Annotated in this window: 11 protein-coding genes; 2 read left to right on the forward strand and 9 right to left on the reverse strand. The window is 33.3% G+C overall.

From position 1 onward, the window contains the following. Positions 1–85: 85 nt before the first annotated feature. The 5 genes from BXU01_RS18050 to tssD form a co-directional block, all read right to left on the reverse strand. Positions 86–1,105: a DUF2931 family protein gene (locus tag BXU01_RS18050; protein WP_255373799.1), complete on the reverse strand. Its 1,020-nt coding sequence runs from the start codon at positions 1,103–1,105 to the stop codon at positions 86–88. 68 nt (positions 1,106–1,173) lie between these two features. Then, positions 1,174–2,589, reverse strand: coding sequence for a DUF2235 domain-containing protein (locus BXU01_RS18055; RefSeq protein ID WP_083694478.1), 1,416 nt, complete (start codon positions 2,587–2,589; stop codon positions 1,174–1,176). Between the two features lie 4 nt (positions 2,590–2,593). Next, entirely contained in the window at positions 2,594–2,764 is a 171-nt protein-coding gene (locus BXU01_RS23695) for a hypothetical protein (protein ID WP_165689806.1), read from the reverse strand. Positions 2,765–2,779: 15 nt separating this feature from the next. Next, on the reverse strand, positions 2,780–4,648 hold the full coding sequence (locus BXU01_RS18060; RefSeq protein ID WP_083694480.1) for a type VI secretion system Vgr family protein: 1,869 nt from the start codon (positions 4,646–4,648) through the stop codon (positions 2,780–2,782). 220 nt (positions 4,649–4,868) lie between these two features. Then, positions 4,869–5,264: a type VI secretion system tube protein TssD gene (gene tssD / locus BXU01_RS18065; protein ID WP_082472390.1), complete on the reverse strand. Its 396-nt coding sequence runs from the start codon at positions 5,262–5,264 to the stop codon at positions 4,869–4,871. A gap of 922 nt (positions 5,265–6,186) precedes the next feature. On the opposite strand from tssD, the gene BXU01_RS18070 reads away from it, so the two are divergent. Both BXU01_RS18070 and BXU01_RS18075 read left to right on the forward strand, forming a co-directional pair. After that, positions 6,187–7,323: an AraC family transcriptional regulator gene (locus BXU01_RS18070; protein ID WP_083694482.1), complete on the forward strand. Its 1,137-nt coding sequence runs from the start codon at positions 6,187–6,189 to the stop codon at positions 7,321–7,323. An 88-nt stretch (positions 7,324–7,411) separates the two neighbouring features. Beyond that, positions 7,412–7,966: a porin family protein gene (locus BXU01_RS18075; RefSeq protein ID WP_083694484.1), complete on the forward strand. Its 555-nt coding sequence runs from the start codon at positions 7,412–7,414 to the stop codon at positions 7,964–7,966. 222 nt (positions 7,967–8,188) lie between these two features. Here BXU01_RS18075 and BXU01_RS18080 read toward each other — a convergent pair whose 3' ends face one another. The 4 genes from BXU01_RS18080 to BXU01_RS18095 all read right to left on the reverse strand — a co-directional run bounded on the left by BXU01_RS18080 (position 8,189) and on the right by BXU01_RS18095 (position 18,234). Continuing rightward, positions 8,189–12,883: a hypothetical protein gene (locus BXU01_RS18080; RefSeq protein ID WP_083694500.1), complete on the reverse strand. Its 4,695-nt coding sequence runs from the start codon at positions 12,881–12,883 to the stop codon at positions 8,189–8,191. A gap of 123 nt (positions 12,884–13,006) precedes the next feature. Then, on the reverse strand, positions 13,007–15,463 hold the full coding sequence (locus tag BXU01_RS18085) for a TonB-dependent receptor (RefSeq protein WP_206196627.1): 2,457 nt from the start codon (positions 15,461–15,463) through the stop codon (positions 13,007–13,009). 7 nt (positions 15,464–15,470) lie between these two features. Continuing rightward, the gene (locus tag BXU01_RS18090) at positions 15,471–16,814 is read right to left on the reverse strand and encodes a PKD domain-containing protein (RefSeq protein WP_083694486.1); all 1,344 of its coding nucleotides are present in this window, start codon (positions 16,812–16,814) and stop codon (positions 15,471–15,473) included. 73 nt (positions 16,815–16,887) lie between these two features. Next, entirely contained in the window at positions 16,888–18,234 is a 1,347-nt protein-coding gene (locus tag BXU01_RS18095) for an IPT/TIG domain-containing protein (protein ID WP_083694489.1), read from the reverse strand. Positions 18,235–18,417: the final 183 nt, after the last annotated feature.

The raw sequence follows: 18,417 nt of genomic DNA on the forward strand, positions 1-18,417 counted from the left end.
TGCACAAAGTGATAAGTGCAATAAATTGAATTATTTTTTTCATGGTTATCCTGCTATTATTTTCTCTCTTGTCAAAATATTATAATTAATATGGTAACGTCTTTGTAAATGTCTCTTGCGAAATAATAGCTTCTGTCATATCGATTTCTGAAGTTGCTGTTTTTAGTTTTATCGTAATTCCCTTTGTTTCTCTTGGTTTTGTATTTCGATCAATTTCAATGATAAATTGTATTACTTCGTTAGGTTTGGTTTTTTCAAAAATTGCCATTGCCTTTTTTTCATCAAAATACACATCACTTTCCATGCGCCTGTCATTTATATCGTGCCAAACGACATTTAACTTTCTTGGTACAGCACGTTGCTGTATAGGCATAACATTCTTGTTTAAACTCAAAAAAATAGATTCAAATTCGCCATTGATATAATTAAGTTTTATCGTTTCTACTTTGTCCTCCGCTTTGACCACAGGATTTAAATGATATTTCTTGAAAAGTTTTTCCCAGTACCCAAATGGTATTGTTCCATTTTTAATTTGATCTTTTATTTCTTGGGGTAAATCTTTAGTCATAACCCCAACTACTTTATCAATTCCTTTTCTGTCTTTCATTATTTCATGTGCGATACCCCAGTCAACTTTTTCGTCTTCATGTGCCTGATAACGACCTACAATAGTCATGTTTGAAGGACTAAAAACGTATAAGACAACCATTCCTCCCGGAAATAAACCTGCATTAATAACAAAATGTTGATCTTTAAAGATACCCACAGTTTTGGTTTCTAAATCCCAATAAGGCCTGTCACTACCATTGATCATTAAGGATTCTATTTTTTCTGAATCAAGTTTAAAAATTCCCGAATAGCTTTTGTTCTCCGTAAAAGACATCCAGGTAATGTCTAATGTTTTTGGGGATACTCCTGTAGCTTCTCCTGAGGATGACCCATCATTATCACCAAGATGATAACTATTGATAACATCATCGAAAGGCATATATACATAGTCACTTTCTGGATTATTACCAACTATTAAATGACCAGAAAAAATTTCTGCCGGATAATTTTTTGGAGTGCAGATGGAAGCAGTCCATGAATATTTTTTTTGTTTCATAGCATTTTGACAAGAAGTTAAATTTAAAAACAGAAATAATAAGACGAATTGAATTGTTTTTTTCATAGTTATCCTGCTATTATTTTTCGTTCCCAGATAATATTGCTTTGCGTATCTTGCCTAGGTTCCATACCTATACCATCCATATTGGCAGAGCAATGCAAATATTTATTTCTTAATTTTATTAACACATTATGATCTCCTACCATAGTATTAAAATCATCTGCCTCTTTTTGGCTGTACCAGACCTTTTTTCTTTTTGCTTCAATTTGCTTGTTGGTATAAAACTTTAATTTAGGTTTACCTTCAAAAGCATATCCATCAATTCGCTTTTTAATGCTAGTCAATATTTTATCTTCAGAAGGTATTGCATGATATAAATTTAATTCAGTCTCATATTTCCACGGTATTTTATATTTGCGTTTCCCAAATTCTGCCATTAGATGCAAAATTACTAAGCTATATTTGTTACTAAGGCTTTCACGAGTTCCTCTTAAATAATAAGGAGTCAAACTGGGTAACTCTTTTAATTCAAGAGAGTTAAACCATCCTTGTTCGATTACATATTTTTTTTCTTCTTCGATTTTAGATCCGGTTTCGGTAAGTATTACAACTTCTTCTTCTCCATTTTTATATCCTCCTCCAATGTCTGAGTGACATCCAGGCAGGGTTAACTCTATACTATTGGCTCCGGCACTGGCAATATTGGTAAGCGGAAAATTAATTCTATGTTCATCTTCGGCAGTTAAATGCACTGTAAAACCCACGTTTGGTATTTTTAAAGGCACTTTATCAACATTTATATCGTCAAAAACATTACCTCCATATGATGATACAGTATCATAAATACCTAAAAGTCGCACTTTTACTCGAATAGGGTTTGTTTTATACCCTAATACTTTGAAAGCTTTACCTAGATAGCCAAAATCAGTACTTTTTTTATCCCTTGAACTTTTCCTTTTATTAATTTCATTTACAAAAATGCGGGCAGCTGCTGCACCACGGCTAAAACCAAAAACATCAAGATATAAGGTACAAATATTTATTTCGCTCTTGTCAATTAGTTTTTGGGCAACATCATAGCATCCTTTTTCTACTTTTTCAAAAAGTCCTGTTTCTCCTGTACCTTTTGCCTGACCAAAAGTAAAATCGCCGTAATAATCTTTTGATCCATCCTCATTTTTATCGGGATTTTTAGTTCCAATACCTTCAACATATACAGAATAATAATGAGATGCATTATCTCTGAGATAAGATTTCTCAAGCTTATCTACATTCGTATGATCATTACCATAGCTGGTATTTGAGCCGTCATTATTTGATGCATAACTATTTTTTAGCTTAGGATTCTTTCTCCTGCCTTCAATATTTTCCCTATTGTTTGATGTTCCGTCAAAAAAAACACCCATATAAACATCATTAGGTTCTTTGTCATCTTCTTTAGGAGGCACAAAACGTGGTTCTCCAAATATTATGTTCGACATAGTGTTATGATTTATTACCTGTTATTTGTATTTTTTTTGCTGAATACAAAGTCAGGTTTTCTTTTGTAGCCACTATTTCAACTTTTTCACTTATTTCATATAATGTTTTAGAAAAGCTGATATACTCATTTTTAATTTTTACTGTAAGGTTTTTTGCTGTTTTATTGATTGCCATAATTCGTTTCAAATTTTAGAACATGTTAGATTTTTCTGCGCTGTTTATTTCTACTAAATTTTGAGAACTTTCTAAAAGCATATTTTCTGAACTACTTATAATATCAACTTTCTCCGCAAATTGTTTTGATTCGACAGAACGTCTGGTATAATTATCTGTTAACGTTTCTGTCTTATTGTTTCCACTTTCATTAATATCTCCAGTTGCTATTTGGGTTAAATCATTACCTGCTATTTGAGAAATATTGTTTCCGGCATCATAATCCATATTTTCTCCCGCTCCAATTTTTATATTTTTACCTGCGTTAACAATAAAATCTTCTCCTGCATTAAACGTGATGTTTTTTGCTGCGGTAACATTAATATTTCCTTTTCCGTCCATAAACCAAGTATTGCCGGAAGGGTCTTTGACTAAAATACTCGAATCGCCTTCGTCAAATGTTATGGTGCTTCCTGTACGGGTATAAATACTCTTGATGTTGTTTTGTAAGTTACCGCCAGTACCTGTTCTACCGTTAAATAAACTACCAATTACAAATGGTCTGTTGGGGTCGTTATAGCGAAAGCCCAGCATAACCTGATCGCCTACTTCGGGGATAAAAACCATCCCGCGGTTGGTGCTCACCTCACCACTAGTTCCTGCATCTGGTGTCATGACGCGCAACCATGGTGTACGTTGTTGATTGGTGGCTTGCCATAGCATTTTTACACGTATTCTGCCTTGTCCTCTTGGGTCTTCGTTATCTACTACTTCGGCTTGTTGCATTTGCGCTACAGGAAAAGCGATATTGGGTTCTGGCAACTTGCGTATTTTAGCCGGCAGTGCTTTAAAACTGTTCTCGTACTCGCCTACGTCGCTGGCTTTATGGGTTATTTCGGTAATGATATAGATTCCTACTTCGTTAGTTTCATAATTGATTTTATTAATGTCTTGTCCGCTGGTATATGCCGCTAGTTTATCTTTTACCTGCATGGCATCTATGCTAATGCTCATACCTATTCGTAAACTTCTGTTTCGACTGGTTGCGGTTATAAAATTAGATTCTGCCGCGGCACTTTGCTGACGGTTTTGCAATATGGTTTGTAAATACATATCGTCACCAGTGGCAATTCGGCCATATTCTAATGATGATGTGGCATATAATTTTTGCGAAGCAGCTATAGCATCAGTACCCAATCTTGGAAATCCTTCTATTTCGTCTCTGGTCTTGGCTTGATACAGTTTACCTACGTCTTCGTTATAACTAAATGCTTCAAAATGAGTGGGAACTGCCTGAACAGAAATATTCAGGTTATAAAGATCTTTGTTATAAATTAGTTTTGTATATTCTGTAGTGGTAATTGGTTTCCCAAAAAAAAGTTTTTCTCCATCATAATACAACCATTCGTTGTATTGTTTGGCTAAACGCTGTATAAACTGAAAATCCGTTTCTACGTATTGCGTTTGATATTCTAAAGTGTGACTAAACTCTGGTTTAATGTTATTTTGTAGTTGTTCGCCTGCTGCTGTTTTTATCACTCCCTCAATGATATCCTGCAAATTGGTATTTTCCCATGAATTAAGTTTGAGTCCCGATTCAAGAAGTATGGTTTTAGAATAACCCGAAATAATAATTTGACTTCCTACATGTCCCAATTCCTGGGCATATTGAATATTGGTTACTATACCCAAAAAATTATTATTGTTTGCAAAGGCAATGTGCAAAACTCCTCCCAACCATTTTTGAGCGCTCTGCATCGTGTATGCTCTTGGTTGTTCGATCACAGAATGAGGAACACTAATTTTAAAATGATGATGGTTATTAATGGTTTGGTTTAGCTCGATAGTGGTGAAATGTGAGATTTCTTTTCTATCAATACCAAATATTATTTTAGGAGTGACCATAATATGTTTCGTTATAAGTTTATTTTTTAAATTTTAACTTAAATAGATTATAGTCTAAAGCTCTTATTTCTAAAGTTCTTATACCGAATTCGATTTTAAGCTAAAAATGTCATGTTTTGAAAATAGAAGTGATACTAATCAATGTTTGATTCAATAAATTCTATAATAAAAAAACCAAGAAGCGGTACCGTACCACTTCTTGGTTGTAAACAGGAAAAAGTTAAACTCTTGCCCAATTGTTATCTAGCGTTGCATTACCCAATGTAATTTTCTCTGCTGAGAAAGTAATCTCAGTTACCATTGGAGTTTCTGCCAAAGCGTCTAATTGCTCGCTGAAGAAAACAATAAAAGCATTCTCAAAAGAAAGTTCTTTCATTACTTGCTCAGAATCAGCCTTGAAAAACTTTATTTTTCCGCTTACCGGTTTGTGCTGGCTGTTTACTGCCTGCTCAATAACTGTAGTATTGTCTGTAGATTTTACTTTTAGGTTTAATCTACCTCCTTTAATTTCAGATGAAACTGCTCCTTTACCATCAGTGTGTCTCATCATTTCAACTTTTGAAAATAATACTTGGTACTCCTGTCCTTCGAATTCTAAAATTGCTTTAAATGCCATAATAAAAATAATTAGATTGTAAAATATTAAAAACTGGTTTTTAGAATCCTCTTTGTGTTTGCCTGACTAGTATCAACAAAAAAAAGAGATATTCTATATAATTTTATATTGTCTCATTTTGTACTTAAAGTACTTTTATTAAATTCCTTACTATAAAAAAGTCAAGGATAACCTGGATTACTATTTGTACGAATATACAACTATAAATAAGATTAAATAATATATTTTGTACTATTTTTCATAAAAAATAAAAACAGCAAATAAAAGAACTCTATTATAGAAATCACCATTATCTCATTAACGATCAATGGCTATCCTATTTAAAATAATGGTGATAAGATTCATTTATCTGTATTTTTTAAATTTGTGATGAACCAAAAGAGAGACAAATTCTTTTTCATAAGAAATTTTCTATCTATACAATTTTATTCGTGCGCAAATCTAAACTTCTAAAACATAAAAATTGTACGGTTTTCCTCATTTTTATGTAGTTTTAGTCATTTTATTTTTAGACCTGAAAAAAAATATTGTAAAGCATTAAAAAAGAACAAATTAGAAAATACCACAAAAAATTAATTTAATGTTAAACTTACAAAACAGAAATTTTTAGTTTGTTTTTCACCTGTTATATGTCCTTTTTAAGTAGAAAGTAGTAGCTAAATTTTGACGTTAAACAATATAATTTATTAAAAACGAAATATCCTTTTATACCACTTATTAAACAAAAGCTTCAGAGAAATGTGGAGCTTTTTGCGTTTATTTAGATTCACAAAATTTTAGTTAATCATTTCTTAATCCCTTAAGAAAGTCATTAGCATTACTATAATTTCGTTCTGTCAATTCGTATGAAATAAACTATGTTTTAAAAAAAGAATCATTATTATAATACCCCAAAACAAATCTTAAAAACAACTTTATAAAATTGATTTATACAACACTTTTAAATATTGCGATTTTTCAGGGAATAGTCTTAGGCTTAATTATTTTAAAGTCGTCTATATTCAATAGTGATTCAAATAAATATCTGGCATACTTGCTATTTACACTTTCGATTATTTTACTGAATCATGTTTTTGATATTCAGGATGCCTTAACTTCCTATACTTTTCTACGTTTTATTGATGACGTTGAGTGGGTATTTCTAATTCCTGCTTTTATATTCCTGTTTATTATAAACCGGATTGATGATACCGTAAAAAGCAAACAAAAGTTTTATTTGTGTTTTCTACCATTTGCCTATTCCGCTGTTCTTAATATTACATACGATCTTGATCTTGTTGCAGGTATTTATAAAATTCCTGAGTCAGGCGTCGAATTCATCAACATACTTGGTTTGATTCAACTTATTTTAGCCGTTACATTCATTCCATTCCTTGTGTTTTACTCTTATTTTATGATAAGACATTTAAAAGATTCACAGGAAAAAAAATGGATCATTAGCTTATTAACCATTGTTTCTTCGTTATTATTTGCGTGGCTTATTACGAGTCTGGCCGGCTTATTTCTTGCATATGACATTTCTTCTACCATGAGTGTTTTGGCTTTATCAGTAACATTTATAATTCACTGGACAGCTTATATAGGCATTTACAAATATAAACTGGCTAAAAATAAAGAGGCTGTTTACCATTTTTTAAATAATGATGCAGCTGTTTCGTATGTCAATCTCCAAATTGTAGAAAATAGTACGCCTGAAGAATATAAGGAAGCTATTACGGCAGATAATCTTTATTTTCGAAAACTGGAACTTCTTTGCCAAGAGCAGCACATTTATACTGACAGTACATTAAACAGAGAAAAAGTGGCTGAAAAATTAGGTATAAGTCCAGGATATGTTTCGCAAATTATAAACACCATAACAGGAGACAACTTTGCCCATTACATCAACCAATACAGGGTTGAAGCTGTGAAGGAAATGATCACAAATTCTGAATATGAAAATTATAATTTGCTGACGATGGGATTAGAATCCGGGTTTACTTCGAAAACGACTTTCTATAAAGCTTTTAAAAAAGTTACGGGCCAGACACCAAATGAATATAAAAATACCAGCAAATAAGTACCAATTTATCCATTTTTAAGCTTTTGAAACCTTTTGTAGTTTTTCTTAAATGAATTTTGCATTCAAATAATTCAAATCACATTTTATGAAAAAAGTTTTGCTGCTAGCTGTTGTTACAGTTTTAGGTTTTACAAATGTTAATGCCCAAAAAATTAAATTTGGCGTTAAAGGAGGTTTAAACCTTGCCACTATAAGTGGAGATAATACTAAAGGTATTGATGCGGTAACATCATTTAATTTTGGAGTTGTATCAGAAATTCCCATTTCAGATAAATTTTCTTTTCAGCCAGAATTAATGTATTCCGGTCAGGGATATAGTTTCAATGATAATACCGTTGCACTAAGTTATCTGAATATTCCTTTAATGGGAAAATATTATCTAACAAAAGGACTGAGTGTTGAAGCCGGACCGCAAATAGGTTTTTTACTTGCTGCCAAAAATGAAAAGACCAATGTAAAAGATTCGTTTAATACTTTTGATTTTGGTGTTAATTTTGGCTTGGGCTATAAACTTGACAACGGACTTAATTTTGGCGTAAGATATAATCTGGGATTAACGGATATTAATGATGTAGATAACTATTCCGGTAAAAATAAAAACAGCGTATTTCAATTGTCTGTTGGTTATTTCTTTTTCTAGAACTTCATAATTATACTTAAAGTCTTTATTCAAAAAAAAGAATAAGGATTTTAAGTGTAATTTTCATAATGGTAATTAAAGTTTAGTAATAAGAATTCAAACTTTGTAATATTTTGTCACCAAAAATAAACTTCAAAGAGAGCTAAAAATAAAGAGGCGACCTTTATCAGGTCGCCTCTTTGTTGTTTTCTTGATATCTGTCTAAAATCTACTTTAAACGTATTATCTAAAATTGTTATTATTTCTATACTTATAGGTAAACTCATTTGCCTGTTTATCTCCCGGTAAATTGTATTTCATGACAATTTCATAGTTTCCGTAACGCATAAACTGAAAAGTAGAATTCTTAAAACGTTTTGCAATTGTCTCAATACTCGTATCACCATTAACATAACCATTGACAATCTGATTGTCTAAATCTACCCAGTCTTGTTTATAAATTAAAGGCAAATTGTATTTATACGGAAAATTACCTTTTGTCCAGGATTGGTTTATATTATTTTCGATACTCGTCATATAATAGGCATTAACAGGTATTGCTTTTGCAGGAATTACTCCCAGTTCACTCGTATCTCTGTTACTTATAGCATAATTACCATTTACAGGATAATCTTTATATAAATACGGGTAAATATCTGTTCCATAATACTCATCATTAAGCTTAGACTGTGCAATGATTATTGGTTTATTGTCACTGTAATTTACTCCCTGCAGATCAGCAAGATCAAATGCTTCCTGACTTGAAATAGTATTTGTTAAGTAAATTACATCTGAAAACAATGGCCAAAAATTATAATTTTGGGTACTTATCGAATTCATTTTAGCACTAAATGTCTTGTATTTACTGGTATTAAATGAGTAAGTCAAACGCTCAATACTGCCTTCTGCCTTAGATAAAGCATCGGCTTGGTTTTCTTTTATTTGTATATCGTTACCATCATCGCTAATTGTATTTGTTTTTGTAGCGGCTGTGGTATTTCTTGACGGAGTTTGTTTAATACTGCTCACAATAGAAAAATTATATTTTTTGTCCTGATCAATATTAGGCAAATCATAATACACTTCATTTGTACTTGTATCATAATTAAAAGCTGTTGCTTTAGCAGTAGAAGTTCCGTCCTGATCTACTTTTATATTTGTTTCCCAATTTGAATCTTCAAACAAATAATCCTGACCGCGTTTAAGCTGAATATAGCCTTTAGGATATTCTTCTTCAAGGAAATATTTTTGATCGACAACCGGATACGAATATTTAATATTAGTAAGCGGAATATGGTTAGGAGCTCCTCCTGTTGTAAATAATCTTTCTTCAAATTCTGTGGCTACTTTTCCATCTACTTTTATGGGCTGGAAAGAACCATTTACCATTTTCTGGAAACTAACCTCAACCTGAACTTTTAGTTCTTTATTTGGAGGTAAAATATCTGTTGAAACAAAATTAGCCCTGTCTTTCATAGAACTCCATTCTAAAACTCCGGGAATTTCTTTTGTTCCGTCAAAAACCTTAAATTTCTCTAATATCACTTTATAGGTAACGTCTCCCACATCTTCAGGAATTACAAAAGCTTCATTTACTTTCATTGAAAAAGCGGCTTGTGGCACAGCAAAAACATCTATATCTGTTGAGCTTTGTTTTGGTGTTACATCCGTTATTAATTTAAGTCCGCCTAATGGAGATGCGTTTTCAAATTGACATTCTTCTCCAAGTTCAAATTTAAAACGGAATTTTCCTTTAATTAATCCTCCAAGGACGTTCATATTTCCGGCTACATAACCACGCATCCAAACCGGGTTTGGTAATTTTGCCTGTAATAAAACAGCTGCTCCTCCGGAAATAATTGGGACTTTTAATTTTAAGAATGATAATTTAATCCTGATTCCCAATTCTCCCTGTAAATACGCATACGATTGTCCGTTTGCATACCAGCCATTTATACCTACACGATCTCCTGTGTTAGAACATCTTGCTTCCTGATAATCCTTAAGCATAATATCGAATCCCATTCCGGCCTGGAAACGAGCGTAAAAAAGCAAGAAACTTAAATCTCCGGTATCAAAATCCAGACTTGCCCCAAAGGCAACTCCTCCTCCGTTTTTCAATGCATTTTCATCACGCATATAATCCAGTTCTTTGGCATCAACACCCAGAATCTGCGCCACAACTGCCGGTGGCGGCGGACTTCCCGGTAATAATGTTCCTGCCATAAAATAACTGGTTGTTTTCAGGTACATTCCGGCAACGCCTATTTTTATACCGCATCTGTCATCCGGTGTTCCCATGTACATGTACCAATCTTTTGGGTCTTTATGAAAAACTCCCCAAACGGCTCTTCCTCCTTCTCCAATACCTGAAAGGAAATTTCCAGGGGTATTTATGTATACATCTGTTGTAGCATGCATTGAATTATTCTGAAAATCAAATTCTACTGCAGCGGCCATTTTTATACCTACCGCAGCTGATAAATCTCCCGGAATTGCTAGTTTTGCTTCCGGTATATATTTACTGGCAAAAGAACCTTTAAGATCACTATCGGTTACGCCCATAAAACTTTTCTTTGAGGTAACATTAGAAGCTACTTTACCCATTAAATCCGTAACATTTTTAAGTCCCGGAATTGTGGCCATAACATTAGCTTTTCCAAAAATCGCTAATCTGTTTACACCTCCTTTTGAGTTAAAAGCAATTTCGAATCCTGCTTCACCATCACAAACACTTTCTGAACCAATATTAAAATAAATTAAGGCTTTAATTCCCAGACTTATTTTATCATCAGGTGTATAACTCAGCCCTGACGGAGAGAAATCCCCAATGGCTACATCCGGATTTCGATGCATTTTATAATATGCTCCTCCTCCAAAACCGGTAATCATAAACGGTGCAGGAACCGGAGGCCATTTTACAGCGGCATCAAAATACCAATATCTAAAAGTCGTACGACCAAAAATAGCTTTGGCTTTTACATTTACTACACCGGCAACATCAACTTCAAGATCTGCATTAAATCCGTTTCCGTATACGGGGTCTTTTTCCATCAGGATAAGACTTCCGTTAATCGTTAATCCGCTAAATTTACAGTTAATGCTTATGGCCGATAAATCCAGACCATCATATTTGCTTCGCTGCCTGTAACCGTCATCATACATTTTACCCTTTATCCCAATACGGGCTGTGGCTCCTGCACCAACGCTTTCCATCAGGTTAATGCCCAGATCAAAATCAATTCTGGAATTATCCCCGTTAATGGCTACATTTATATTACCAATCGAAACCGGGAAATTACCAAAGGCAACGGTACCTTTATATCCCATATTTCGAACAGAAATAATAGGCGAAACGGTTTGTAATTGCAGGTTTTCAAAAGAAATTCCTTTAAAATCAACTGTCTTTTTCCCTTCTACATCTTTTTCATCAGATGCTCCTTTGTTGGTACCAAAAGAAATTTCTCCGTTTAAATTTGCTTTGGGTAAAAACTTCCCGTTTACTAATTTTAATTCAATAGAACTGTTAGGCAGCAGTAACGCTTTCGCTTTCCAGATATCAAAAGAAATAGAATCTTTTGTAACAACGACCAATTGCTGCTCCTCCATGGATATAAATCCATTATAAGTCAACCCCGTTCTATTTGTCTGAGCTGGTTTTGCCGGTGTTACCGTTGTTGCTGCCGTAACTGGTGTCACCGGAGCCGGAGTTGGCGGAGTTGTAACAGCAGTTTCTTTTTTCTCTGGCTTCGCCTTACTAATTGGCAAAAGAATTTCTCCGCTTAAATTTGCCTTCACAAATGTATTGGCGGCAATCGTTACATCGATGTGATCTAAGGAGTATGCCCAGGATTTTTCCTGACTTGTTATACCACGATCCAGAGGGAAAACATTATCTGCATAGAAAGTTCCGGAAACCCCAAATTTATCTACGATAAGATTTTGGGCTCCTACATGAATTCTTTCTTTATTTGAAGCGGTATCAGTAGTTTGAAATTCTTTTGGCAAACCAACATCAAAAGTCTGAATAAATACCCCTTTCCAGGATTCCTGACTTGGTACCAAAAGGGCATTTTTGGTATAATATTCCGGAAAAACTACCGCTGGATCATTTTTCACATCACTTAAATCTAATACGGCATTACTGACCAAAAACTGAAAATTACCATCAAAATCTTTTCCGTTTCGTTTGTCTTTTAACGTAAAGGGCTGAAGGCTTACATTTACCAGCATATCATTCCAGCTGCTTGCCGTAAAACTAAAATCACCTCTTACTCTATTCGGGATCTGAACTGTTTTTCCGTTATAATAAGTTTTAGGAACTGTTAATTTTTTTTCATCAACAGTTTTAGTTGACGGATCAATTGGTAATATCAAATTTCTAGAAAATTCTACTGCTCCTGAAATTTTCATTTCCTTAAAACCGTCACAGTCAATAGTTACATAGGTTAAATCATTGACATTTCCTGTAGCCATATCAAAACCGCCATATAGCGATACCTGCCATTTATTATCACTAAACGGAATATCTACATTGCCTAATAATACTAATTTTGCTTCTCCTACAATCCCTCCCTGATGCGATAATTTGACATTATCAGCACCAAAGAATAGTTGCATTGGTTGTCCGTTTTTATCTTTTTGCGGAATATCGACTCTACAAAAAACGGTCAGAGTGGTATATTCCGGTGAAAAAACAGCTTTTGTAATCCCGATAGAATATTGAACATTACTTATCGTTTTACGGATTCCTACTGGCAGTTCTACCAAATCCTGATTCGATAATTTATCTATCCAAAGATCAGAAACATCTATTTTATCTATAGAAGCTGTGGCAATACTTATTTCTTTTGGAATAGGAATATCCTGCCCATAAGAAAAAACAACCGAAAGCATGATAAATAATACCGATAAATGTATTTTGTAAAACTTTTTCATAAGCAAATAATCCTGTTTTTTTGTAAAATAAAGCATAGTAACTTTTTTTATATTTTAGCCAAACTTTTTTTTGAAACGATTCTGAAGCCTTTATTTTTATATTAAAGTGTTTCTTTCTGATTTCTAATTATTCTTTAAATATTTAAATTCAACTTCGTCATCTTTAACATTTTTAATGGCTAAATCATGATAAAACGGAATTAGTTTGATTTTTAATTCTTCTATTACTGCTGCATCTGTTTTTTTCTCTTTCATCATTTTAAAGAAATGGCTGAGCTCTTCTTTATTAAAATTGGAAAGGTTTTCATTTTTATGAATTTCATCTGCAGGCGTATTGGCAAGTGTCGAAATCTCCTTAATCATCCATCGATGTACTAATAAAGGCTGTAATTTTTTATCTTTTCGCTCAACGAGTTTTAAATAAGAATTATAACTTGTTTTATTGGTTGCATCTTCTTCTTTTACGCCATGCATTTTATGTTTGTTTACACGCCCTAAAGCCATCACATAATCATTTTCGAACCCTTCGTCTTTACGGGTCATTTCTTCTTGTAAACTTTTTACAGTTTCAAGGATGTATTTATTATAGCGGTCTAAGATGTCGTTATTTAAATCATATGCATTTAAATAGTTTAAGGCTTTCTCCTTAAAACTTTCATCATCCGGAGTCAAAGTAGTAAGGGTTAATAAATGCTGTAATTCATCTGCATCTTCCTTTGGCATTGGTCGCAAGGCAAGCTGAAGGTCCTGCAGCTGCTTTATGATTTCATTTCTCGTTCCTTCGTACGTCTTGTCTTTGTGTTTTATTTTTAAAACAGGATCTGAAACAATTTTTGGTTCGTCTTTATGATCTCTTTTGGCAGGTAATTTTATTTTATCTAATGAATACGAGTAATTTAATGTCGCGGTTAAATCATTAAATTGCTTTGCGTTAGTACTATTTCTAAACATCGAAATTATACTCATATTAAAATTATGCTGTTCCATCAATACATAACTATTGTTGAATTTAACTCCAAACACTGAACTTGAATTTGCAGTGGCTTGGGAATTATTATAAAGAAATCCTAAATTAGTATTTAGCTTGTCTTTAAATAATTTCTTAGAGGCTCCAACTGACGCCCCAACCGACGAATTACTGTTTTTTGCCACCTCATTACTGGTATAATTAAGGGAGCTGTTTAAGGAAACTTTCGTTGCCATAAAATTAACGGTATGTGCCAAATTATAATTCTGAACAGTACTTGCCTGACCTCTTCGTATTACTCCGCCCTGCTCATTGGCCTGACCCGCGATGCTGTAATTAAAATTTAGATTTTGATTTCTCTTTTGTCCAAAAACATACGACATATTCATATTGGCATTTTGAGACAATTGCCTGTAATCTAATGTATCAGACTGCACCACATTTGGATTGTTTATAAGCTCAAACTGATCTAATTTTTTATTGGTGTAGGTAGAGAAATTAGAATAACTACCCGTAAAATTAAGCTGATCTGTTACTCTGTAATTCATGTTAATAGAACCCACAACACGCTTTGTATCTTGTTTTTTTGCTTTTGCCAAATCATCCCTTTGATATCCTAAACTGGTCGATACGGTAATTCTATCCTGATAAAAAGGTCTCGCAAATCGCAGGGCTATATTTTCTAAATCGTTATTAAAATATAAGGCCCCTAATGTGTTATAATTAGGATCGATGCGTTCATAGGTTAATCCTACGATACTCTTTTGAATGTTGTAATCAAAATTAACGTTTAAGGCATTCATAAAACTGGTACTTTCTTTGCTGGAAAATAATTTATCCCTGAAATTTCCGCCTGAAAGATTGCTACTTCTAACATCATCTGTTAAAACAGATAAAGCGTACTCTACATTAAGATTCAAATTTTTAACGAATGAGGTACTAAAGAGTAAACTGTTTACAAAGTTCTCTTTTGGTGTTACCCCTTTATCATTGGTCATGTTGAGCGAATTCACATCGTCTTTGGCATAAAAACCTATCCAGCCTATTTTATACTGCTGTTGCTCAAAACCTATTTTTGCTCCATACCCCATACGTTGATACACTGGGATTCCGCCCATAGCTTTTTCTTCTGAAACTGCTTTAAGCAATTGCCCGCCCATTAAAGTTATTTTAAACGGACTTCGTGGTGTAAGCTCCAAACCAACTCCCTTAAACGGAAAACCACTTAATGTATAAGGTGAAAATGTCATACTTACATTGCCTATATATGCTTTTACCCACTTGTATTTGGGCATAATACTTAATCTGTTAAAATCAAACGGGGCTGTATAACCTAAATTTTCTCCCTGATTGGTAATGCTGTAAAATAACGGAACGCTAAAATTAAAAGCACTGATATTCAAATTCCCTGAAAGTAAATACGTAAAAGGCTCACGTGCATTTGGCATACTCGATTTATAGTACATCATGTTCGCATTTACATTACCTGTAACTTTAAAATTGGGTTTATAAAAATTCTCTAAATCTACATCCTGCGCATATCCTTTCCTGCAAATAAAACAGGCAAAAACAATACACAACCAAAACAAGATCTTCTTATTCTTTGTCTTCATTTACCGGTTATTGTTTTTGTACTTTGATATCGCATAAAATATAAGAACCTGCTCCGTTCTTTACCATATCCTTAATTTTGATGGCCCCTTTTCTTCCGTCTTGTGTTTTAAACAAAATGATTCTTGGATAGGTAAAACCAAATTCCTGTGCTCCTGTTGCGCTATAACTTATATTCAAAGATTTTATAGGGTTATCATTTACCATTGCATCAAACTGTGCTTCGGTAAAATTTAAACCACAATTGCATAAATTTTGAGAGTTTATAAAAATGGTACTTTGCGCATTTTTTAAGGCTAAAAATCCATAATTGTTTGCCTGATCTGGCGATATAAACCTATTATAAGTAAAGTTGCTGTTTAAGCCCTGAAAAACAATATCTACTAAACTGCTATTGGTATCGTTAATTTCGTTTGCCTTATACACCTGTCTGGTTACTGTCGAGAACATTGCGCCAATATTATTATTGTTGTGGGCCTGGTTTATCCCCAATTTAATATTAGTAAAAGTGCGCAAATTTGTATCCGGCAATACTGTAATAGTCGCTTTATAAATCTGGCTTGTTTTATCATTCAAAGCTTCCAGAATAACTTCATGAGTTCCTGCGTTTGCAAAAACAACAGTAGGGTTTTCTTCTGTAGAAGTTGCCGGATTTCCGCCTTCAAAGCTCCATTTATAATTTGTTGCATTGGTCGATTTATTGGTAAAATTAATCGATACGGGAGCTTCGTAATCATCGTCTTCAAACTTTGGTTCATACGAAAACAAGCTCACTAAATATGGTGCAACAGTTATCGTCTGAGTTTGCTTTTCTGACTCGAAACCATTAGAAACGGTCAGTGTTATCGTGTGATCGCCCGGAGTTGTAAAAACCACATTTGGCGGTGTTTTGCCTGTAAATGTTGCGGGTGCTCCGTCCTGAAAATCCCATTTAAAAGTTAGCCCTTCGCCTACGGTAGTATTCTTTAAAATTACTTCAACCGGAGAAAAGTTACTTTTTATGATTTCATGGGTAAACTCAATTTTAATCCCTTCTTTTATTACTACTGTTTTACTAAATTCATTGCTTTCTCCGTCTGCATTTGTAGCGATGAGTTTAATAGTATAAGTACCTTGTTTGCTATACAATATTTCACCCGGATTTTTCTGGGAGGATGTCGCAGGATTCCCTCCCTCAAATGTCCATTCATATTTATCTGCACCGGTAATTTTATTGTCTATAGTAATAATAACCGGGATCGATTCATCGTCGTTGGCGTACGAAGTCGTAAAATCACCCTCTATGGCTATAGAGGTTTCCTGATAACAGGAGGTAATAACAATAAAAAGTAATAAGAGTAAAGTTTTTTTCATTCAGTTTATTTTAAAACATTACAGCTTTTTAAGGCTGTAATGTTTTTTTAATCTTTTATTTTTCTGCTAAAAATTACAAATAGCGTTTGATTATTTTATCAGATGAAATAGCCCAAATAACATTGTTTTTATAGGAGATATTTTTTATAGGCTGATCGTGTGTATAATCAAGAATCCACGAGCTACCTCCATCTAATGTTTTGTATATTTTATTTTCTAAAACAGCCCAACCTGTATTAGCATCTTTAAAAGCAAATTTTGTAAATTTTTCTCCAGTATAAACTTTACTCCAGGTATCACCTCCATTTATTGTTTTATAAAATGTGGTAGTAGATGCTGCTCTAAGTAAAAGAAAACCATTTGCACTGTCTGCAAAAGATATTTCATTAACATAAGAATCTGGTTCATTTGCTAAATAATGTTCTTTCCAGCCATCTGCATCATTATTTTTAAATAAAATAAAAGGGTATCTTACTGCACTTACCGTTTTTTGTCCCGCTGCCCAAATATGACTATTATCAATTTCGACAGATCTGAAAATAGATCCTGAACTATATCCATCATCGTTTAAATGTGCATCATAAACTTGTGAAAAATCAGTTCCGTTAGTCGTCGTATAAACATCTCCTCTTTGAGAAACTAAAGTTCCCTTTTTTAAGTCATCTTCAACATATATGCTATAGATTCCTGGATATCCTGAGTTAATCTCCTTCCAAACATAAGCATTCGGGGTTCCGTTTACTTTTCCTCCAACCGGGATTTTATCTACTCCTCCACCTGACAATTGATACCCATAAAGAATATAACTCAATCCATCATCATTTTTAGTAGCGTAAAAACCAGCATTAATATAAGTAGTTGACCATAATGACCAGGTTATTCCTCCATCTAGCGTTCTATAAATTCCAGCGCCACTATTTTCACTCGCAGCATAATACATGATTTTATCATTTATAATTTGAATACGTCCTACCTCACCGTCCATTTTTTTAGTGTTTTCGATAGTAAACCAAGTATTTACAACACGTTTTGGTAAAATTCCTATATTTCCACTATAATCATTTTTAGCTTCATTAGTTATCACTTTATTCTCTATTGTGAGCTCTAGTTTTGGTACTATTTTCTCTGTTTGAGGTAATGTAAACTTAATTTCAGTAGCTGTAGCCGAAAGAATTGTTGCCGCAACACCATCAAAAGTTATTTTGATATTACTTACTTTATCAGAGAAATTTTCACCAAAAATGCTTACTGTTTCTCCAGTTTCACCTGAGTTTTTAGAAAACGATGTTATTTTTGCTGTTTTTATAATAACAACCGGTGATTCCGGAGTTGGCTCTGGATCACTTCCTGAATCTGAACTACAGCTACCCAATACCATAAAAAGCTGCAATACTGCTACTAATAGAATTCTCTTTTTCATTTTTTTATTCTTGTTTATATATTTCTAATTTTATTTTTTGTTGCTTAACTTGTTCAAGCATCTCTTTTTTATTATCCGGATTTGATGCACGGATTTACAATTTATTTTCTCTGTCGATTGATTTAACTTCTCCTTTTTATTATTTTATATTTATTATTAACTCTGCTAAGTTAAAACATAAAA

This window comes from [Flexibacter] sp. ATCC 35103 (assembly GCF_001975985.1).
GTDB lineage: Bacteria > Bacteroidota > Bacteroidia > Flavobacteriales > Flavobacteriaceae > Flavobacterium.